The organism is Streptomyces sp. SP18CS02 (assembly GCF_036322365.1).
Lineage (GTDB): Bacteria > Actinomycetota > Actinomycetes > Streptomycetales > Streptomycetaceae > Streptomyces.
This window is the reverse complement of the sequence record NZ_JAQYXC010000269.1, coordinates 212937-232424: the sequence shown is the minus strand read 5'-3', so window position 1 is coordinate 232424 and position 19488 is coordinate 212937. Positions and strand designations below refer to the sequence as shown.

General features: G+C 71.4%; 15 protein-coding genes and 2 pseudogenes. 3 read left to right on the top strand and 14 right to left on the bottom strand.

Annotation, left to right across the window (positions count from 1 at the left end):
* Window positions 1–7: 7 nt before the first annotated feature.
* From PUR26_RS10445 to PUR26_RS10425, 5 genes are all read right to left on the bottom strand, one after another.
* A complete protein-coding gene (locus tag PUR26_RS10445; protein WP_329871420.1) occupies window positions 8–964 on the bottom strand; it encodes a cupin-like domain-containing protein in 957 nt (318 codons plus the stop codon).
* A 96-nt stretch (window positions 965–1060) separates the two neighbouring features.
* Window positions 1061–1753: an alpha/beta hydrolase gene (locus PUR26_RS10440; RefSeq protein ID WP_329871417.1), complete on the bottom strand. Its 693-nt coding sequence runs from the start codon at window positions 1751–1753 to the stop codon at window positions 1061–1063.
* 40 nt (window positions 1754–1793) lie between these two features.
* Complete coding sequence (locus PUR26_RS10435) at window positions 1794–2396, bottom strand: GNAT family N-acetyltransferase (RefSeq protein WP_329871415.1); 603 nt, start codon at window positions 2394–2396, stop codon at window positions 1794–1796.
* The gene (locus tag PUR26_RS10430) at window positions 2393–4069 is read right to left on the bottom strand and encodes an AMP-binding protein (RefSeq protein WP_329871413.1); all 1677 of its coding nucleotides are present in this window, start codon (window positions 4067–4069) and stop codon (window positions 2393–2395) included. The genes PUR26_RS10435 and PUR26_RS10430 overlap by 4 nt, the downstream gene beginning before the upstream one ends.
* A gap of 100 nt (window positions 4070–4169) precedes the next feature.
* The gene (locus PUR26_RS10425; protein WP_329871412.1) at window positions 4170–5933 is read right to left on the bottom strand and encodes a hypothetical protein; all 1764 of its coding nucleotides are present in this window, start codon (window positions 5931–5933) and stop codon (window positions 4170–4172) included.
* A gap of 332 nt (window positions 5934–6265) precedes the next feature.
* Between PUR26_RS10425 and PUR26_RS10420 the strand changes: the two are divergent.
* Together PUR26_RS10420 and PUR26_RS10415 are read left to right on the top strand one after the other, a co-directional pair.
* Window positions 6266–6561 (top strand): annotated as a pseudogene (locus PUR26_RS10420) (FAD-dependent monooxygenase); the annotation flags it as partial.
* Between the two features lie 1567 nt (window positions 6562–8128).
* Window positions 8129–8440, top strand: a pseudogene (locus tag PUR26_RS10415) (class I SAM-dependent methyltransferase); the annotation flags it as partial.
* Window positions 8441–8528: 88 nt separating this feature from the next.
* Here the strand turns inward: PUR26_RS10415 and PUR26_RS10410 are convergent.
* Window positions 8529–9797 (bottom strand): MFS transporter, encoded by a 1269-nt coding sequence (locus tag PUR26_RS10410; protein ID WP_329871410.1) that lies wholly within the window; start codon window positions 9795–9797, stop codon window positions 8529–8531.
* 133 nt (window positions 9798–9930) lie between these two features.
* On the opposite strand from PUR26_RS10410, the gene PUR26_RS10405 reads away from it, so the two are divergent.
* The gene (locus PUR26_RS10405; protein WP_329871408.1) at window positions 9931–10866 is read left to right on the top strand and encodes a LysR family transcriptional regulator; all 936 of its coding nucleotides are present in this window, start codon (window positions 9931–9933) and stop codon (window positions 10864–10866) included.
* Window positions 10867–10887: 21 nt separating this feature from the next.
* On the opposite strand, the gene PUR26_RS10400 is transcribed toward PUR26_RS10405, so the two are convergent.
* The 8 genes from PUR26_RS10400 to PUR26_RS10365 all read right to left on the bottom strand — a co-directional run bounded on the left by PUR26_RS10400 (window position 10888) and on the right by PUR26_RS10365 (window position 18988).
* Entirely contained in the window at window positions 10888–11883 is a 996-nt protein-coding gene (locus PUR26_RS10400) for a hypothetical protein (RefSeq protein WP_329871406.1), read from the bottom strand.
* A gap of 877 nt (window positions 11884–12760) precedes the next feature.
* The gene (gene yczE, locus PUR26_RS10395; protein ID WP_329871404.1) at window positions 12761–13531 is read right to left on the bottom strand and encodes a membrane protein YczE; all 771 of its coding nucleotides are present in this window, start codon (window positions 13529–13531) and stop codon (window positions 12761–12763) included.
* Complete coding sequence (metX, locus tag PUR26_RS10390; RefSeq protein ID WP_329871402.1) at window positions 13515–14741, bottom strand: homoserine O-acetyltransferase MetX; 1227 nt, start codon at window positions 14739–14741, stop codon at window positions 13515–13517. Before metX ends, yczE begins: the two co-directional genes overlap by 17 nt.
* On the bottom strand, window positions 14738–15505 hold the full coding sequence (locus tag PUR26_RS10385) for a gamma-glutamyl-gamma-aminobutyrate hydrolase family protein (protein ID WP_329871400.1): 768 nt from the start codon (window positions 15503–15505) through the stop codon (window positions 14738–14740). Before PUR26_RS10385 ends, metX begins: the two co-directional genes overlap by 4 nt.
* Window positions 15502–16887, bottom strand: coding sequence for an O-acetylhomoserine aminocarboxypropyltransferase/cysteine synthase family protein (locus PUR26_RS10380; protein ID WP_329871399.1), 1386 nt, complete (start codon window positions 16885–16887; stop codon window positions 15502–15504). The genes PUR26_RS10385 and PUR26_RS10380 overlap by 4 nt, the downstream gene beginning before the upstream one ends.
* Window positions 16874–17965 (bottom strand): fatty acid desaturase family protein, encoded by a 1092-nt coding sequence (locus tag PUR26_RS10375; protein WP_329871397.1) that lies wholly within the window; start codon window positions 17963–17965, stop codon window positions 16874–16876. The genes PUR26_RS10380 and PUR26_RS10375 overlap by 14 nt, the downstream gene beginning before the upstream one ends.
* A gap of 700 nt (window positions 17966–18665) precedes the next feature.
* Window positions 18666–18839, bottom strand: a complete 174-nt coding sequence (locus tag PUR26_RS10370) for a hypothetical protein (RefSeq protein ID WP_329871395.1) — start codon at window positions 18837–18839, stop codon at window positions 18666–18668.
* A gap of 8 nt (window positions 18840–18847) precedes the next feature.
* On the bottom strand, window positions 18848–18988 hold the full coding sequence (locus tag PUR26_RS10365; RefSeq protein ID WP_329871393.1) for a hypothetical protein: 141 nt from the start codon (window positions 18986–18988) through the stop codon (window positions 18848–18850).
* Window positions 18989–19488: the final 500 nt, after the last annotated feature.

Sequence of the window (19488 nt, the reverse complement as noted above, 5' to 3'; positions counted from 1 at the left end):
TTCTACCTCACTGACGCAGGCGGGACAGGTCGATGTCCATCCGGTCGGCCAGGGCCCGGGCCCTGGCGATGACGACCTCGAACAGTTCGGAGTGGGTGACCCGCAGCTCGTCCGGATTGAGGGCGAGGGCGAGCAGTTCGCCGATGCGCTGGCGGACGTGGGCGCGGACGTTCACCTCGTCCAGGCATTTGCGGCCGAGCCCGATGGAGTCGCTGAGGAGCTCGATGCGGTGGAACCACAACGCGGGCAGGTAGAGCACGTCTCCGGGGCGCAGCACGAAGCGCATGAGCCGGGTGTCCGGGGAGGCGCACAGCGCGTCCAGTCCCGCCTCGCCGTCGGGCCCGGGCACGAGCTCGGCCTCCGGTCCCATGATGAACCACAGCTTCTCACCGAGGATCTGCGCGTGCATGACGTCGACGGAGTACGCGTCCTGGTGCAGACGGGTGATGCCGCCCTGCTGGCCGATCCACAGCTGATGGTTGGTGGACGCCGCCTCGCCGTACAGGTTCCGCCGGAAGTCGTACTGGGCGATGTCCAGTTCGGGCATGTCCTCGGCGATCTCCGGAGCATTGATCTGGTAGTACCACTCCTGCAGGTAGAGCGGGGCCGCACCGCTGCCCGCGCTCTCCTCCAGCCGGGTGACGAACTCGCCGAACGTGGTCTTGCGCGCCGCCCTGCTGCTGTAGCTGTCGACCACGACCGGGACGTCGGCGCAGCGGCCGGCCAGGTACCGGAAGGACCAGCCGCGCACCGAGGGCCAGTCGGCGGCGTACCCCTCCAGGACAACCGGACGGCGCTTGAACCGGTACTCCTGCTCGAACTCCTCGCGGGTCATACCGCTGCGGCGCTCCAGCTCCGGGGCGGAGTCGAGAAGTTCGGCGAACGGCCCGGAGCGGAAGGCCGCCTCGACCGTTCTGAGGGCGCCGACATCACGCCGTTTCAGCAGGTTCTGCTCGGTCTGCATGGCGATGCGTCTCCTCGGGCGTGGAGGGCGGAGGTGGGTTGTGGACGTGGATTCGCCGGACGGGCGAGTACGGGGACAGCGGACGTGGATACCCGGTCAGGCGGTGAGCAGGCGCAGTACGGCCTGGGTGATCTCCGCCCGCGGGTGTTCCTGGTCGGGCAGCCAGCGGTGGACGAAATGGTCGCAGCCGTCGAGCCAGACGACCTCGGCCGTGCGGGCTCGGCGGGCGTGTTCGAGGTATCCCTCGATGACCGCGGGCGGGCACACCTGGTCCTTCCGGCCGCCGACGATCAGCAGATCGCCGTCGAAGTGGCGCAGACCGGCGTACGCGGGCGAGTCGGGGTGGTTGGCGGGGCGTACCAGGCTGCCGTCGAAGGGCAGGTCCGCGGCGTGCGCGGGATAGGTCGCCGGGCAGAACAGCACCAGGGCGCTCGGGCGCAGCTCCGGGACGGTCGAGGCGGCGAGATGGGCGCCCATGCTGGTGCCGATGACCACGGGCGGCCTCGTCCGGTCCAGCCACTGGGCCGCGGCGAGGGTCTCCGTGCGGCGGCGGCGCAGGGTGGACCGGGCGAGCTCTCCGGTGCTGTCGCCGTTGCCGGAGAAGTCGAAGGTGAGTGAACCGTGTCCGTGGTCCGCCAGCGCGTCGAGCAGGTAGCGCGTGCGGTGCCGGGTCGCGGTGGGGCCCAGACCGTGCAGGGACAGGATCCGCGGATCCGACTCGCCGGTTCCGGTGGTCCTCGTCGCCGCCAGGCGCTCTCCGGCGGCTTCGAAGGCGAACTCGTACTGCACCGGGTCTCCCTTCGTGGACGTTGTGCGCTGGTCGTGCGGTTCAGCTGTCTGCGCCGGCAGCCGTCCCGAACCGTTCCTTGCGTACGGCGGGCCACTCCTCGCGCAGGATGCTGTAGTAGACGACATCACGCCTGCGTCCCCCGGGCATGAAGTTGAAACTGCGCAGGACGCCGTCCTCGACGGCCCCGATGCCGGCCAGTCCCGCCCGCGCTCCCGTGTTGAGCACATCGGTCTTGAACTCGACCCGCTCGCAGCCGAGTGCGCCGAAGGCGTGGTCGAGCAGGGCCAGCTTGGCGGCCCGGTTGACGCCGGTCCGGCGGGCCCCGCTGTGCAGCCAGGACCAGCCGATCTCCAGCCGGCGGTCGGCCGCGGCCAGATTGCCGTAGGCGGTGCTGCCGACGATCCCGCCGTGGGCGTTGTCGATGACGGCGAACACGATGCGGATGCCGGTCAGGGTGTCCCGGATCGCGGTCTCCATGAACGCGTGGAGGTCCGTCGGCGTCTCGATGCGCTGAACGAAGTACCGCCAGATCTCCGGCTCGTACACGATCCGGGCGAACGCGTCGGTGTCGGCGACGCCGACGCGCCGCAGGGTCACCCGCTCGTTGGCCAGCTCCAGATCGGCGAGCCTGTCCCAGCTCACTGCGGATCACCCTCCCCGTGCCCGTCGCGCGACGGGACCGCCGCAGGCGTCACCAGCACGGGTGCGTCGCCGACGGTGCCGTCGTTGTAGACATGGTGTTGCCCGTAGACCCGTTCCAGGTCCCCGGCGTAGCGCGCGCCGATGTCTGCGCGCATCAGCTTGTACTGGGCGTTCAGCAGGCCGTTCTCGATGCCGAACGGCCGGTCCGCGATGACGGCGGCGTAGACGCGCTGCTCGTAACGGAGGTCTTCGTTCAGCTCGGCCAGATCACGGGCGAGCTCCTTTCCGTCGAGGTCCGGGGTGGCGGGGGAGACGACCGCGGTGAGGTAGGGCCGGCCGTCGCCGAAGACGGCGCAGTCGTGCACCCCGGGCAGTTCGCGGACGCGTTCCTCGACGAGGGGCACCAGGATGTTGAGCGCTCCGCTCAGGGTGACGATGTCGTCGACGCGGCCGTCGATGTAGAGAAAGCCGTCCGCGTCGACGTGGCCGACGTCGTAGGTCCTGACCTCGCCGGTGGGGAGGAACACCTTCTCGGTGGCGCCGGGCGGGCTCCAGGCGTAACGGGTGTTGACGGGGTGGCTGCTGCCGACGATGAGAACGCCGTCCTCGTCGAAACGGACCCGTTTGTGGGGCAGGACCTGGCCGACGCTGCCGATCCGGAAGGCACCGGGGTGGTTCTTGGAGACGATGCACGTCTCGGTGAGGCCGTAGCCCTCGTAGAGCGGAACACCGGCGTCGTTGAAGAAACGCAGCACCTGGCGGCCGGCCGGGGCCGATCCGGTCCACAGGTAGCGGATACGGCCGCCGAGCGCCTCCTGGATGGCAGCGCCGCGTCCGGCGGGGGCGGCGGGGACACCGTCGGCCACGAGCCGGGCCTTGAGCTGCTCGTAGAACCCGGGCACGCCCATCACCACGGTGGGGGACACGACGCGCGCGGTCTCGACGGCGGTGAAGCGGTCGACGAGGGTGACGTCGTGCCCGTATGCGAGGGCCGAATAGATCCAGTAGCGCTGCTGCAGGAACCGGATCGGCAGGAAGACCATCAGGTTGTCGCCGTCGCGGTGGTCGAACATCGCCTGGACGGCGGCGATCGAACGGTCGACGCTGGCGGTGGTGACCTCGACGCCCTTGGGCGGTCCGGTGCTCCCGGACGTCTGCTTGATCGCGCAGATGTCGGCGGGACCGTAGCCGGGGTGCGGCGGCAGGGCCGGCGCGTCGTCGTCGGGCGCACCCGGGTCGAGGGCCCAGCCGCGGACCTCGCCGATGTCGTGTACGCCACCGGCCGGGGGGCCGGTCAGGTCCTCGGCGTCGGCGAACAGCAGCCTGAGAGCGTACTCGGCGACGAGGTCGGCGGGCCGGTAGCGGCCCGGTTCGATCCCGGTGGTCACGGCGCCGAGCTTGAGCGTGGCGAGGTCGAGCAGTACCCATTCGATCCGGTTGGGCGCCATGACGCCGACCCGGTCGCGGGCGCGGACGCCGAGCGCGTGGAGCCGGGCGGCGACCCGGCGGGCGCCCGCGTCGAGCTCGGCGAGGCTCAGGGAGCGGATCCCGCCGTCGGCGCGGTAGTGGATGTGGTGGCGGGTGTCGTGACACGTGGTCCGGGCGATGGTGTCGATGACGTTGTCACCCGGCGCCCACGGACCCTGCCGCGGGCCGTCGGTCTGCTCGGTCATACGGAATGCCTCCTCCTCTTCGGCGGGTGGATGCGCCCGCGCCGGCCGCCCGTGTCGCCTCGGCACCGGCTGTCGCCGTGTCGGCGGGGCGGCACCGCGCTCAGCCGGGCACGGGCAGAGCCGCGGCGGCCAGCGCCTGCGCGTCCAGCCGCTCCCAGCCCCGTGACGCGTACCAGGCACGGTCGAAGCCGCCCACCGGCCGTACGGGCAGGGTGCCGTTCTCGACGCCGTCTGCGAGGGTCCGCCACAGCTGGTCGACGAGAGAGCAGTGGCGTACGGCCTCGTGCAGCTCCCGCACGGTGTAGGCAGGGCCCTCCATGCGGACCAGCCGGATGTCGTAGCAGCCGCGGAAGCCGTGCCCGAACACCGTGAACGGCGGACGCCACACCTGGGCGCCGGGGGCGCGGATCGAGTAGCGCACGCGTGAGGCGATGTGACCGCCGTGGTGGTGCTCGCCGTGTTCGGCGATGTCGGGAACCTGCGGCGGAAAGAAGTAGTGCCGCTTCTCGGGGATGACGTCGCGGTCGAACTCGCCCGGGGCGAAGTGCCAGCGGTTGTACATCATGCGCTGGGCGGCCCGCCACAGGATGGAGGCGGTCTCGTCCCCTGCCTCGGCCATGCGGGTGGTGTGAGGAAGGCAGCAGCAGAAGAAGTCGGCCTTCTTGAGCTCCAGTACCCCGTCGGGCCCGCCGGGCCGGGCACCGCGCAGCCGCCTCAGATCGCGGACCGAACTGCTCATGCCGTAGTCCGAGTCGGTGGTCCGGACGGCGGAGAGCACGATGGCGGCGAGGAGTTCCCCCAGGGCGCCGTGGCCCGTGCCGGACGCGCTCTCCGTGCCGGTCCGCGCATCGAGGACGACGGCCGCGGTGGTCAGTGAGCGCATGTCCTCCCGTACCCGTCCGGTCGGCTCGACGCCCAGGCGGACGCGGCCGTGGCGGGCCACCAGGTCCGGCAGCGCGTGCGGGTCGCGGGGGTGCGGGAAATCGGCCAGGTACTCGTTCTTGACGAAGGTCAGGCCGTTGATGCGACGGTAGCGCATGAGCGGTGAGCGCCGGTCGACCTCGCTCTGCAGAGCGCGGACCTCCTCGGCCAGCTCCGGCAGCGGCGTTCCGTCGGGGTCGCCCGGCGGGCGGCCGATCGCGGCGCAGTAATGCGCGTGGCGGTCCAGAAGATACTGGCGCAGCAGCGTAGCCGAGAGTTGCTTTCCGTTGAATTCCTCGAAACGGACGGAGCGGCCACTGCTGAACAAGCAGTGCGCGAGAACGACGAATAATCGGTCCGCCGGGCGCCAGGCGTCGACGGGAATATTCCGCAGGCTGGAAAGTCGGCCTTCGCGCGTCAAGGTGTTGCTGCCGGCGTCGGACTTCGAGAAGACCTCGCGGTCCACGAAAACGTATACCGTTTCGACGCGTTCGACCCAGTCGGCCAGCTGGACCAGTCGGCGATCGAGTTCGCCCTTGTCCTCCCAACCGCGCAGAACGGTGTCGACATGGTGGAATTCGGCGGCCTCACGTGCCTGGGCGCACCGCGCCTCCTCGTCGACCATGTCGAAGACCTGGGGCGGCACGCGCAGCCAGCCGAGCAGCTCCGGAGCGGGCGTCGGCAGCTCACCGGGAGCCCAGAAGGAAACGCCGGAGAGCGCCGATCGGGTCACCGCTATGAGGTCGGTGCCGGAGTCCGGGGAGGCGGCCCACTCGATGTCGTTCCGGCCGAGTACCTGCTGGACGAGCAGCGCCTCCCAGACCGTCAGCCTCTGACATGCCAGCCGGAACGAGATACGGCCATCGCTGGTGAGCTCACTGAGTAACCGGTTCGACGCTTCCCGCGCCCGTAAGACGGCAGCATCCGATCCTGACGAAAGCATGAAGATCCCCCGCCATCGGGAAATGGAACGTCTGGAAATGGAACGCCTCGATCGGCCCTGCGGATACCACTGCGCAGCCTTTACAACAGCGTCCATTGTGACAAGGGGGCGCTGAGGCGTACACATGGTTTCCGGCCGTTCCCCTATTGTGGGGGAGCTGGTCGGCGTGCGCTGCGTGTGCAGGGTGAGTCCGACGGTACGGGGTTTTCCCATGGAGGCGGAACAGCGAATCCGGATATCGGTTCGCTGCGGTTGGCCGCCCGAACGCGCGACGGTGTCTGGTCGGTCCGGACGTACGACGGGGCCGGGGTGACCCGGACGCGCGTCACGACGTCCCCGGGGTGACGCTCCTCGGCGTTGCCGCGCCCCTGATGCCGCCGTCCGGCGACGGCGCGGACCTGGCGATGTTCGACGGCGCCGAACGCGGCAAGGTGATCGCCGCTCACCCGGGCGACGTCGAAGCGGCGCTCACCGTCTACGAACAGGCTTGGTTCCGCGAAGCGATGCCTTCTACGCCGACGCGCCAGAGATCCTGGACCTCCGCCTCGGCGGCCGCGCCCCGTCCGGATTCATCGACTTCTTCAACGGTGACGCACAGGAGCGACAGGGAGCCCAGGGGCGGTTCTGAGCCCCACCGCCCACGACCCCGATGGGACCGTGGGCGGTGAAGGCAGGGGGTGGCTACGTGCCCCGTTCGTGCGTGACACCCGGCGACGGACAGTTCGCAGCCGTCGGCCGAAGGGCCCGGGCGCGTTACCTATCCCACGTTTCAGCCGCCGTTTGAGCAACCGGTGCACGGCGATCCGTTGAACCCGGTAACCGGCGACCCACCCTGAGCCGGCGAGTGAGCGAGGTTTGCACATGCCCAGGACTTTTTCGCGCAGCGCCCCGCGCCGCCCCGCGACCGCGGCGCGCCCGCCGGCGGGCCGACCCGGCCGAGCTCATTCCCCGCGACCCACCCACTGATCGATCGATTCCATGGACTACTGCGTTCCTTGCCGCCGCCCTCTCAACGACACCGTGACGTGCCCGGAGTGCGGGGCGTGCGACGATGCCATGGCACTGCCGGGCGGGTCCGGCGACGATGCTCGGGCTGTCGAAACGGCTGTCGAAACGACTGTCGACAAGGCGGTCGACACGGCGGCGATGGAGGCCCTCTTCAGCGCCGGACCGGACCTCGCCGAGCCCTCCCCGCCTTCCCCGGCGCTGCCCACTCCGCGGGACCGGGCCGCCGAGACGACCGCCGCCCCGGCCGCGGCGCCCCTGGCCGAGGTTCCCGAGGTCCGGCGTCGTCACGGCGCGCCGCGCTGGAAGAAGCACGGGGCCCGGACCCTCTTCGCGGCCGCGTTCACCATGCTGGGCGGCATGGCTGCCGGCACGGTGCTTCCCGAGCCTGCGGGCAAGCCCCAGTCCGCGGGCCTCCCCGACGTGGCCCCGGGCCCGGGACAGACGTCCTCCGCGACGCCCCAGGGGGACGGTGCCGTACCGCCGCGAGCCTCACGCGCACCGGAACGTGCGGCCACGCACCCCGCCCGAGGAACCAGCAAGGGCCGTAACAGGGAGGTGATCCGGCCCCCTCGCGCAGCGGTCACGCAACCGGAGCAGCCCACGCCCGCAGCCCCTCCCACCACCTCGACTCCACGGCCCGCGGAGCCCACCCCGGCTCCCGGCCCGCCCAGCGGGCGCCCCAGCCCCTCACCCACCCCGGCGGCACCCTCCACTCCGCCCCCGGGCCCGCCCCCGAGCGGCACACCGGGCCCGAGCCCGAGCCCGAGCGGCAGTACGGCCGGCCCGCCCACGGCCGGCCCCGCCCCGACCCCCACGGTCAGGCCGCTGGCCGATGCGCTGCGCGGCCGGACGGGAGGACTCTGAGGCACGGCCAGGACGGGGGAGGCGGCGGTGCTTCCGCGGTGTCACGCGACGCGACCGAGGCCACCCGCGGCGTACGAACCCGGTCCGGCCGACCGCGACGAGGCAATGGCGAGAAGCGGCGAGAAGCATCGCCCCCGCTCAGGTCTTCCGTGCGTCCCCACCAGGCCGTCGACCGCTCCGGTCATCCGGAAGGAATACGAACCAGCTACGACGTCTTCGTGGTTACCGCCAGTACGGCACCCCGGCCGACGAGAGGGAGACTTCCCGCCAGGTGGTGCGGCCCGCCCCGGAGGCCGGCACCAAGGACAGAGGGGAACGGCATGATGAGCGGTCAGCTGTACGACGGGATCGGCGAGGCGTTCGAGGGCTTCAAAACCCTCCCTCTGGCGCGTTACGCGGAGGTGCCCGGCTTCCTCGCCCTCGTCGGCGACGTCAACAGCAAGTCGATCCTCGACCTGGCCTCCGGAACCGGCTTCTACAGCCGGGAGTTCAGGCGGCGCGGCGCATCCCACGTCCTCGGTGTCGACATCTCCTCCGCCATGGTCGACGCGGCCCGGGCCCTGGAGGACCGTGACCCGCTGGGCGTGCGCTACGAGGTCGGCGACGTCGCCGAGCTGCGCACCTTCGATGGCCGGACGGCGCGAGCGTCCCGGAGCGCGGAGGGGTGGACCGCGCCGGAGAAGTGCGGCGCGGCCCGATCCCGGTGACGGCTGCGACGGCCCGTCACGCGCGGTCCGGTGCCGGCTCCGGCTCGGAAGGATGCGCCGACGCACGGCGGGGGAGCAGCAGCGGGGTCGCCAGCAGGAGCACACCGGCCAGGCCGATGGCCGTACGCGGGCCGAGCACGCTGCCCAGCACGCCCCAGACGGCCGTCAGGAGCGCGGCCGAAGCCTTCGTCGTCACCGCCCAGGCGGACAGCGTGCGGGCGACCCGGCCGGTCGCGGTGCGCTGGAGGCGGTAGGTGGCGTGGACGGGGTTGAAGACCCCGCAGCAGAGGATGAGCCCGAGCTCGACGCCGATCACCAGCAGCAGCCCTCCGGTGCCCGGCCCCAGGAAGGCCAGGCCGACGGGCCAGATCGCGCGCAGCCATCCGGACACGACCAGGACCTTGTACGGCCCGAACCGGGTGGCGAGCGGTCGGGCCAGCCGTGAACCGAGCAGCCCTCCGATCGAGGGCACGGCGAAGGCGAGGCCGTACTGCCACGGTGTGAACCCGAGCGGGCCGAGCATCAGGACGGCCAGCAGCGGCTGGACGGCCATCACCAGGCCGTTGAACAAGGCGGTGTTGTAGAACAGCGGACGCAGCGCCGGGTCGGCGAGGATGTACCGCCAGCCCTCGAACAGGTCACCGGCCCGCAGGCGGGCGGCCTCCCGGCGGTCGGGCCGCGGCTCCTGCCCGCCCATCGCGCGGATGCCCAGGGCCGAGAGAAGGTAGCTGGCCGCGTCGGCCACCACCGTCGCCACCGGGCCCAGGAGCCCGATCGCGGCGCCGCCCAGCGGCGGTCCGATGATCGTGGTCGTCCACGCCGTGGAGTCGAATCGGGCATGGGCGACGAGCAGGTCCTCGGCCGGCAGCAGCGTCTTCAGATACGCGCCGGAGGCGGCGCGGAAGGTGATGTCGGCCGCCGCGACGACGACGGAGACCAGCAGGAGCTGAAGGAAGGTGAGCACGCCGAGCGCGAACGCGACGGGGATCGTCAGCAGCGCCGCGGACCGCACCAGGTCCATCGAGATCAGCACGGGCCGCTTGCGGCGGAACTCGACCCACGGGCCGAGCGGCACCGCGGCCGCCGCGCCCACCGCGGCCCCCACGGAGGAGAGCGCGGCGACCTCGGCCGGTCCGGCGCGCAGCACCTGGATGGCGATCAGCGGGAAGGCGCCGAAGGCGAGCCATGTGCCCAGGGCGCTGGTCCCGTACGCTCCCCAGAGCCACCCGAACCGGCGCCCCAGCCGCCGTCCGAGCAGATGCCCCGGCCGGTGTCCGCTCCCCATGCCCGACACCCCTCGTCACCCACTCGCACAGCCGAACCGCGATCGGAAACATCAAAGCGAGCACCGGGCCCGGGGATCAAACAACCACAGAGCCACCAGACACAACCAACGGTTGTACCTTTAGGCTGCCGGGATGGACCTCGACATCGTCCGCACCTTCGTCGCCGCCGCCGACACGGGGCGGTTCCAGGAGGCCGCCGCCGAGCTGGCGGTCACCCAGCAGGCCATATCCAAGCGCATCGCCGCGCTGGAGCGCGGCCTCGGCGTGCGACTGTTCACCCGGACCGCGCGTGGCGCCGAGCTCACCATCGACGGGCAGGCGTTCCTGCCCCACGCGCGCGAGCTGCTGCGCGTCGCCGAGCGCGCGGTCGCGTCCGTACGCACCGGCCGCCGTCCACTGCGCGTCGACGTGATCGCCTCGCGCGTGGCGCCATCGGGCCTGATGCGCGGCTTCCACGGCGCACACCCCGAGACCGACCTCGACGTGGTGACGCTCTTCGACATGGAGACGGCCATCGCCGCCATCCGGTCCGGCGCGATCGACGCGTCCTTCCGCGCCGTCGCCGTGCCCGGCCGGCCCCTTCCCGACGACATCGAGTCCTTCCGGGTGCTCGACGAACCGCTCCAGCTCCTCACCGGCCCCGCCCACGCGCTGGCGCGCGCCCGGTCGGTGACCGTCGCCCGGCTCGTCGGACACCGGATCTGGATGCCCGGCATCGTCCCTGGTACCGAGTGGGCCGCCTACTACGACGACCTCGTCGCCGAGTTCGGCCTCACCATCGAGGCGACCGGCCCCAACTTCGGCTCCGACGCGCTCCTCGACACCATCGCCGACACGCCCGCCCTCGCCACCTTCATGGGCGAGCACACCCGTCTGATCTGGCCCGCCGGCCACGGCCTGCGCCGCATCCCGGTGACCGACCCGACGCCCGTCTACCCGCACTCGCTCCTCTGGCACCGCGACAACCCCCACCCGGCTCTGGCCACCCTCCGTGCCCATCTCGCCGCCACAACGGCCGGCCACGGCGCCCCCGGGACCTGGACACCCGGCTGGGTGCTTCCGCACTGAGCCCCCGCAACCGAGTCCCCTTCACCGGGTGCCGGGCATCAGCTCCACCCGGACGCCGTCACGGACGTCGAGCACATAAGTTGTACCGGTGGCTGGTGTCCAGCCCAGGGGCAGCAGGTAGTAACGGCCACCCCGTTCGATGAGCCGCCGCAGGCCGGTGTACCGGTAGCGGAAGTGTGTGTCCTTGCCGAGGTCTTCGACGCGTATCCCCGGGCCCGCCAGGCTGAGGCGTTCGGTGGTCAGCACGACGACGGCCGTTCGGCCGACGAGGTTCCGTCCCGTCAGACGTGCTTCGGCCACTCCCAGGTCGTTGGCGGCCAACGTCACCGCCCACATGACCAGGAGCCCGGTCACCGACGTGGCCACCGCCTTGCCCACGGCACGGGCGTCACGACCGTCCGGGCGGCCCGCGGCTCGCCGCTGTGCGAGGGCGACGCCCAGCGCCAGCGAGAGTGCCGCTGCCCAGCCGTAGGGGTGGGTCCACCGCCAGAGGACGAGGGCGAGAAGACCCGCGGGCATCAGCAGCAGATCGGTGTGGCGGGCCCACGGGCCGGCGCGGCGCAGGAGCCGGGAGACGGGCGCGGGCCATGGGAGTCCGGTCACGAGGTCGGGGCGGAGGACCGCGTACGCCGTGAGGGTGAGGGCGATGATGACGGGCCTGCGCACCAGGTTCAGTGCCTGGATGGCCAGTTCGGGAAAGCCGATGCCCAGGGTGAAGACGTCGAGCCTGAAGTAGTGGTAGAAGGCGGTGAGATAGACCGCGCCGAGATAGAACATGGCGGCGGCGACGAGGGACGCCTGCGCGGCTGCCGCTCCGACGAGCCCGGCCGCGGAGCGGTCGGCCGGTGCGGGGGCAGCCGGGGGACGGGACCCGGCGGGACGGTGGAGGACGGTTCGTCGGGCCGCGGTGACACGGGCGCGCTGGAGCCGTTCGAGGCGGGCGCTGCGGGCGCTGCGGGCGCTGCGGGCGCTGCGGGCGTCGGCGGGGGCGGAACGGGCCGTCGGGCGACCCGTCATCGGCCGCCCGTGCCGGTCGGGTCCGGGACGTCGCCGGGGCTCGGGCAGGGCGGGTTCGACGGGCCGGGTGACGGTGAGCCCGGTGAGCCGCCCGAGGCGGAGGGGGCGGGGCCGTCCGGTCCGGAGCCTCCGTCCGCGCCGGAGGGTCCGGGGGACGTGCCGGTGCCGGGAGGGCAGCTGGGTACCGGCGTGCCGGAGCCGCCGCCCTCGCTCGCGCCCCCCGTGTCACCGCCGCCCCCGTCACCTCCACCGCTGGGGTCGATGCCGCCGCCCGGGTCGGGTCGCTGTCCGCCGGAGGCCGGGGGCGGAGGGACGGGAGGTATGGGGTCACCGCCGTATGAGGGGCTGCCCGCACCGCCGCCCGACGAGGAGTCGCCGGGCCGGTCACCCGTCCGTCCGCCGGAGCTGGTGGCGGTGCCCCCGCCGTGGGAGCCGGACGAGCTCGCGCCCTGACCCGTTCCGGATGCGTCGCTCCCGCCGGAGTGCTCGTTTGTCGGGACACCGCCTGCCGCGTCGGGATGGCCGCTCGACGGCGGTGCGGAGCGCACGGCACCGGAGGGTTTCGATGCGGGCTGCGACGCGCTCCTGTCCGCGTGACCGCAGGCCACGAGCACGAGCAGGACCGCGCACATCGCGGCCGACCTTCCGGCGTGCCGTCCCATGGGTGTCACCATGCCGCATCCCCCCCCATCCGGTGATGGTAGGAGCCGGCGCGGCCGGTGTCCCGCCCAGGACCGGCCATCTTCCGGCGCCGCAGCGCCGCGCGGAGCAGGGCGCGCGGCCCTGTTCCGCGCGGCGCTGCGGCAGGAACGCGTGAGCGCGTGGAGCGCGCGCCCTCCGTCGCCCGGGGGCCGCGATGGTCAGCCGGTCGCCGGTGTCATGGCGCGGGCGGCCCGCCGGGCCGGGAGGTGTCCGCCACCTCTTTGCGCGCTGCCCGCTGGTCCAGGTCGAACATCGGGATGAAGAGCTGCGCGAGCGGGCCGATGGCGACGGCGTAGATGATGGTGCCGATGCCGAGGGTCGCGCCGAGGAGGAACCCCACAACCAGGACGGTCAGTTCGATGACCCACCGGACGCCTCGGACCGAGTGCCCGCGGGCCGCCCAGCCGGTCATCAGACCGTCGCGGGGGCCCGGGCCCAGACCCGCGCCGATGTACGCGCCCGTGGCGACGCCGTTGAGCACGACACCCAGGATCAGCACGGTCCAGCGCAGCCACAGCGCCTCGGGCACGGGAGTCCAGGCCATGTAGAGGTCCATGACCGTGCCCACCAGCAGCACGTTGAACACGGTGCCGAGTCCCGGCTTGATGCGCAGGGGGATCCACAGCAGCAGCACCAGCGCGCCGATGATGTTGGTCCACATGCCGATGCCCAGACCGACGGTGCGGGACAGGCCCTGGCTCAGCGCGTCCCACGGCTCGACACCGAGTCCGGACTGGATCACCATCGCGTCGCTGACGCCGTACAGGCTGAGCCCGAAGAACAGTTGCGGCAGGCGGTGTGCGGGCCGGTCGGGGATCAGGGGGCGCTGAATGATCATGCCGATGCCGCGGGCCTTCCGGCCGGAGGCGGCCGGACGCGGCGTGCCGTTCGTCCGATCGGACTCGCCGTCTGCCGCGGGACCGAGACTGTCACGCGTCGATGGCATGGGAACTCCTGGGTTCTGGTTGCTCTGGGCGGTGGCGGGTGGACGGACGGGGAGCGTCCTCGGGGAAGGGGGCGGTGATCCATCGTGCCACCGCGTCGAGATATCCGGGGACCGCCATCAGGAAGGCGTCGTGGCCCGCCCTGGAGTTCTCCTCGTGGAAGTGCGCACAGCCGACACCCGCCTTGCCCAGTTGCTCCATGATGTGACGGCTGTGCTCGACGCCGTACAGCCGGTCCGACTCGAAGCTGAAGAGGTGCACGTCCGGTGACGCTTCGGCGACCTGTTCGTACGGCGTCGCGAAGGCGTCGAACAGGTCCATGGCGCTGGTCAGACAGAGGTAGCTGTTCGCGTCGAAGCGCGCGACCAGCTTGTCCGCCTGGTACTCCAGGTAGCGTTCCACGGAGAACGGTCCCCACGCGGGCACCCCGGGCGTGTGGGTACTCGCCGCGTGGGCGGAGTCCGGCGGCGGCGCGAGGTCGCGGGCGAACTTCGCCTGTAAGGAGTCCCCGGACATGTAGGTCAGGTGGCCGATCATGCGGGCGATGCCGAGTCCCGCGTCCGGTCCCTCACCGGGAGGGTAAGCGCCGTTGCGGAAGCGGGGGTCGCTGCGGATGGCGGCGCGTCCGATGGCGTTGAACGCGAGGTTGTCGGTGGTCAGCTGGGCCGAGGTGGCGATCAGGCCGAACCGCCTGGCGTCGTACGGGTGGCGCAGCAGCCACTCCAACGCCTGCATGCCGCCCAGGGAGCCCCCGACGACCGCGTGCAGCCGGCCGACGCCGAGGCGGCGTAACAGCTCGCGGTGGACGGTGACCATGTCGGCGACGGTGACCTGGGGAAACGGCTCCTCGGCGGTACGGTCGGCGGACGGGGCGGGGCCCATCGTGCCCGAGCAGCCGCCGAGGACGTTGGCGCAGATGACCTGGAACCGGTCCGTGTCGATCGGCCGGCCAGGTCCCACCATCGACTCCCACCAGCCCGGAGCGTCCTCGAGGCACCGCCGGGTCACATGCGCGTCGCCGGTCAGGGCGTGGCAGACGAAGACCGTGTCCGCGCCCGTGGGGTCCTCGGGCCCGTACCGCTCGAAGACCACCGGCACGTCGGTGAGGGTCCGGCCCGACTCCAGGCGCAGCGGTCGGTCCGCGCCGAAGAGCACCAGGCGCTCCGGGCGGCTGCCCGCGGGGCTGTCCCGGTGGTGGGCGGGGCGCGTCATCGGCGCCTCCGCGCGCGCTCGGCGGCGGCTGCCCCGAACGCGGTGAACAGCGGTTTGGAGACCGGGTCGGAGGCGGCGTACCACTCGGGATGCCACTGTACGGCGAGGGCGAAGGCGGTCGCGTCCGCCACCGAGACCGCCTCGACCACGCCGTCGGCGGTCGACGCCTCCAGGGTGAGGCCGGTCGCGAGCCGGTCGACCGCCTGCTGGTGCAGGGAGTTCACCCGTACGCTGTCCTGTCCGAGGGTCTCCCGCAGCAGGCCGCCGGGAGCCACCGCGATGTCGTGCACCGGGAGGTACTGCTCGTCCCGGGGCAGGCTGAGGTCCTCGCGGTGCGCCGCGCCGATCGGCAGTCGGCCGATGTCCCGCAGGGTGCCCCCGTAGGCCACGTTCAGCTCCTGGAGGCCCCGGCAGATCCCGAGGAAGGGCAGGCCCGCCTCGATCGCCATGGGGAGCAGCGTCATGGCCAGTTCGTCCCGCTCCGGTGCGCGCGGGCCCGGCGCGGGCGGCCCGTCGTAACGTTCGGGGGCCACGTTGGACTCGTGGCCGCCCAGCACGACTCCGTCGAAGCGGTCGAGGACCGACGGCAGCCAGGCGGCGGGGCCCTGGACCAGGGCGACCGCGCAGCCGGCGACGTTCTCCAGCGCCGACACGTAGACCTGGCGGACCGCCGCGTGCGGCACACCGTCGATGTCCTCGGTCACGCAGGCGAGGGCGACCAGAGGTGTGCCGGTGTCGGTGGTGTCCGTGGCGATTGCGTTCATACCGCCTTCAGCGCCTGGTCGAGGTCGGTGAGCAGGTCGTCGATGTGCTCGACGCCGACCGCGAGCCGGATGGACCCCTGGGTGACTCCGGCGGCGATCTGCTCTTCCTCGGGGAGTTGTGCGTGGGTGGTGGAGGCGGGGTGGGTGGCCATGGACCGTACGTCGCCGATGTTGGTGACGTGCGAGATGAGCCGGAGCGCCTCGATGAACCGGCTGCCGGCCTCCCGGCCGCCCTGGACCTCGAACTGCACCAGGGGGCCCGTGTTGCCGCCGAGGTAGCGGCGGACGCGGTCGGCCTCCGAGCCCTCGGTGAGGCTGGGGTGGATGACCTGATCGACGAGCGGGTGGCCGTGCAGGAAGGCGGCCACGGCGGCGGAGTTCTCGCCGTGCACCCGCATACGCAGCGGCAGCGTTTCCAGGCCCTGGAGCAGCAGGAACGCGTTGAACGGACTCAGGCAGGGGCCAAGGTCGCGCAGCAGGGTCTCGCGGGCCTTGAGGAGATAGCTGCTGCGGCCGAGCCCGCCGCCGAGGTCCTTGCCGGTGCGGGTCCACACGGCGCCGCCGTGCGCCGCGTCGGGCGTGGTCATCAGCGGGTGACGGTCCGCGTGCCGGTCCCAGTCGAAGGTTCCGCCGTCGACGATCAGCCCGCCGAGGCTGGAGCCGTGGCCGCCGATGTACTTGGTGGCGGAGTAGACCAGGATGTGCGCGCCGAGCTCGATGGGGCGCAGGACGTACGGCAGCATCGTGTTGTCGAGGACCAGCGGAATGCCGTGCGACTCGGCGGCCCGGGCGACCTCCTCGATGGGGAAGAGGCGCAGCCGGGGGTTGGGCAGGGTCTCGCCGAAGTAGCAGCGGGTGCGTTCGTCGGTGGCGGCGGCGAAGTTCGCGGGGTCCTCGGGACTGACGAACCGCGTCTCGATGCCGAACCGGGCGAACGTGTTCGCCAGCAGGTTCCAGGTGCCGCCGTACAGCTCGTTGGAGCTGACGATGTTGTCGCCCGCCTGGCAGATGTTGAGCAGGGCGAGGCTGACGGCGGCCTGCCCGGAAGCGACGGCCAGTGCGGCGGCGCCGCCGTCGACGGCGGCCATGCGTTCTTCCAGGACGTCACAGGTCGGGTTGTTGAGCCGGGTGTAGGCGTGGCCGTCCTGGAGCAGGTCGAAGATGCCCGCGGCGACACCGGTGCTGGGCAGTTCGTAGGCGGCGGTCTGGAAGATCGGCGTCACCATGGGCGGGGTCGGTCCCAGCCTCGCCTGGGAGCCGCCGTGCACCGCGGCCGACTCGGGACGGGTGAACTGCTTGGCTTCGAGGCCGCCCGTGTGACGGGCCGTGGCGTCGGCGGTGCGAGGGGCCGCGGGGGTCTCTATGTGGTCAGGCTGCGACATCGCGTCCCTCTTGGATCGGTTTGACGGGCGTGGCTTCTTCGGTGCGGCTCATGTAGCGGACGATCGCCGACATGGTGCTGGGCTGGCCTTCGGGCCCGCGCTGGAACAGTCCGCCCAGCGCTTTGTCGACGGCCGCGTAGTTGGGGTCGCGGAGCCGGACCTCGCGCGTTTTGCCCAGGTTCCAGAACGGGGTGCGCGGGTCGAGGTGGTGCTCCAGGTGGTAGTTATCGTTGTGGATGCCGGTGAGGAACTTCTCCCAGCTGCGGCTCTTGCGGTTGCGCGTCATGTACAGGTCGACGTTCGAGTCGCGCACCAGCGGCGTGTGCTCGGAGAGTTCGATGTACCAGCCGAGGATCTGGAAGCTCGTGAGGTACGGAATCACCCAGAACAGCAGAAGACCCAGCAGCCACCCGCCGTACCAGGCGAGCCCTACGACGAGTCCCCAGAACAGCCAGAACCCGGCCCGGTCCAGCATCCGTCGACGCCGCTGCGCGGGCGTGGACGCCTGGGTCCGCTTCTCGACGCCCTTGAGGACGCGGTAGCGGTTGCGCACGAGATAGCGCAGATAGGCCCAGGTCTGAGAGCCGAGCAGCGGGAAGATGACCACCCTGCGTACGTAGTTGGCCGTGGCCGACTCCCGGTACGCCCCCTGTTCGATGAAGAACCGCAGATCGGGGTCGCCGTCCGGGCTGCCGAGCTTGGGGTGGTGGGTGAAGACGTGGGAGACCTTGTAGGCGTAGTGCTGCTGGAAGATCGGATACGCCGTCAGCAGTGTCCCGGCGAACATCTGTAACCGTTTGTTGGCGACGCCCACGCCGTGCGCGCAGTCGTGCAGCAGGGTGGACAGTCCACGCTGCCGGGCCCCGATGACGAGGACGGCGAGCGGGTAGAGCCAGTAGGAACCGTAGACGCAGATCAGGACGGAAAGCGCCATCCAGAAAACGTCCTCGGCCCAGGCGACGAAGACATGCCAGTTGTCGGCCCGGTTGAGTTCATTGAGTTCTTGCTGGACGTCAGAGGGGAATCGGTACATCCGGTAACGACGGCCGTCGTACGCCCAGGAGTTGCCCGTACTCAACAGCTGCTCCTCTTTCCCCGCCCGGCAGAGATGGTGATGTTGGTCGTAATCACCGCGAGTCTTCTGTCGTAAGGAATGAAGGACAATAGGGTTTTAGGACAGTGTGAAATATTGCGGCTGTGCGACGGGGCGGTGATCTTCAGGGGGTTTGGCTGTACTGGTCGGGTGTTCCCCTTATGGCTGAATGTGTCGCAGGTGTCGTGGGAGAGGCCGGCGGAGCGGGTGAGAGGGGTTGTCGGTGACGCGGCCCACGCACAAGCCGAGAGGCTGATCCGGCCATGCCGATTCCCTGGAATGCGAAGCGGGCCGGGCGGTGCCGGAGTCACCTTCCGGCTCGTCAGAGGGGAGGGCGGGGTGTCCGGATCGGCGTTGTCCGTCGACGCCTTCCCTCTCGGCCGGAGGATGGCGCTGTACCCGTTCGCGAAAACCCCCGTCCCGGCGTGGCTCGCAGCGGTACCCGGGCGGCCGACCGAATCCGTGACGGTCCGCCCGCCGCTGCCGGGGCCATCAGCGGTGCGTGCGACGCATGCGGGTTCGAGCCACTGTGCCGTGTGTCGCCGCGCACCGTGCCGCGCGGCGAACCGCCCCCTTCCATCCGGTACGCACGGTGGACCGCGCCGATGGGCGCGCCGGCGATGCCGGGCACTCTTGGATCGCTCCGCCCGACGCGCGTATACGGGACGCGCTGGTGATGCGCGGGTCAGTACATGCGGGCGTCCTCCCGGCCCGGCCCGGCGTTGCGTGTGGGGTGGGAGGAATGGTCAGGGGCGGTGTAATCCCCGTCGGGCAAGTGGGTTTCGCTCAGTGCCGGGATGGAGGCGCGGAAGATCGCGATGGCGCCGGTCAGGCAGTTGCGGGTGAAGACGCTGTACATGCCCTGGTTCAGGCCGTGCAGGCGTTCTGAGCGGCGACGACGGTGCCGTTCGCGGTGTTGGTGCGGCGGTATTCCTCATATGTGCCGAGGATGATGAGGTTGCCGGCACGCTTCCGCACCCGTGTGCCGCCGGCGATGCTCCCGTTCATCGACACCATCCCGGGGACGGAACCCCGGATCCAGTGATCGGAGCGGTCCGGGTTCCCGAATGGCCACGCGATGTGTCCCGCTTCACCCACGGCTTCCTCGTCGAGGAAGAAGCAGACGCGCCCCGGATTGGCGGGATGTGCCTCGGGCACATCCGTGAAGGCGAGGCCGGCGAGAACCTACCCGGCGGTCGTGACGAGGGCGCCTGCGCGCGCCAGACCACCGCGAATGAATCCCCGCAACAGAATCTTTCGATGATTGGACGGCGCGGACTGCCCCTTGAGGTGACGTACAGGACATCCGGCACCGAAAGCCGGTTGTGCGGTGAAACGCGTTCTCATCATGCCGTCGGACAGGGCGCCGGCGATCGTCCAGCAGACCCGTGGGTTTCCTGGCGCACAACGGGGGCCACCCCGGACGTCAGACGGGGACCGGCCGCGGCTCCTCCCGCTGAACGCCTGCCGTGCCTGCCGGAACGTGATGATCGCCGTCGACGGCCACC

Bases quoted from the DNA above. Each gene is read 5' to 3' on its own strand.
- PUR26_RS10445 (WP_329871420.1), bottom strand. From the start codon at position 964: ATGCAGACCGAGCAGAACCTGCTGAAACGGCGTGATGTCGGCGCCCTC.
- PUR26_RS10430 (WP_329871413.1), bottom strand. From the start codon at position 4,069: ATGACCGAGCAGACCGACGGCCCGCGGCAGGGTCCGTGGGCGCCGGGT.
- PUR26_RS10425 (WP_329871412.1), bottom strand. From the start codon at position 5,933: ATGCTTTCGTCAGGATCGGATGCTGCCGTCTTACGGGCGCGGGAAGCG.
- PUR26_RS10410 (WP_329871410.1), bottom strand. From the start codon at position 9,797: ATGGGGAGCGGACACCGGCCGGGGCATCTGCTCGGACGGCGGCTGGGG.
- PUR26_RS10405 (WP_329871408.1), top strand. From the start codon at position 9,931: ATGGACCTCGACATCGTCCGCACCTTCGTCGCCGCCGCCGACACGGGG.
- PUR26_RS10400 (WP_329871406.1), bottom strand. From the start codon at position 11,883: ATGACGGGTCGCCCGACGGCCCGTTCCGCCCCCGCCGACGCCCGCAGC.
- yczE (WP_329871404.1), bottom strand. From the start codon at position 13,531: ATGCCATCGACGCGTGACAGTCTCGGTCCCGCGGCAGACGGCGAGTCC.
- metX (WP_329871402.1), bottom strand. From the start codon at position 14,741: ATGACGCGCCCCGCCCACCACCGGGACAGCCCCGCGGGCAGCCGCCCG.
- PUR26_RS10385 (WP_329871400.1), bottom strand. From the start codon at position 15,505: ATGAACGCAATCGCCACGGACACCACCGACACCGGCACACCTCTGGTC.
- PUR26_RS10380 (WP_329871399.1), bottom strand. From the start codon at position 16,887: ATGTCGCAGCCTGACCACATAGAGACCCCCGCGGCCCCTCGCACCGCC.
- PUR26_RS10370 (WP_329871395.1), bottom strand. From the start codon at position 18,839: ATGTACAGCGTCTTCACCCGCAACTGCCTGACCGGCGCCATCGCGATC.
- PUR26_RS10365 (WP_329871393.1), bottom strand. From the start codon at position 18,988: ATGAACGGGAGCATCGCCGGCGGCACACGGGTGCGGAAGCGTGCCGGC.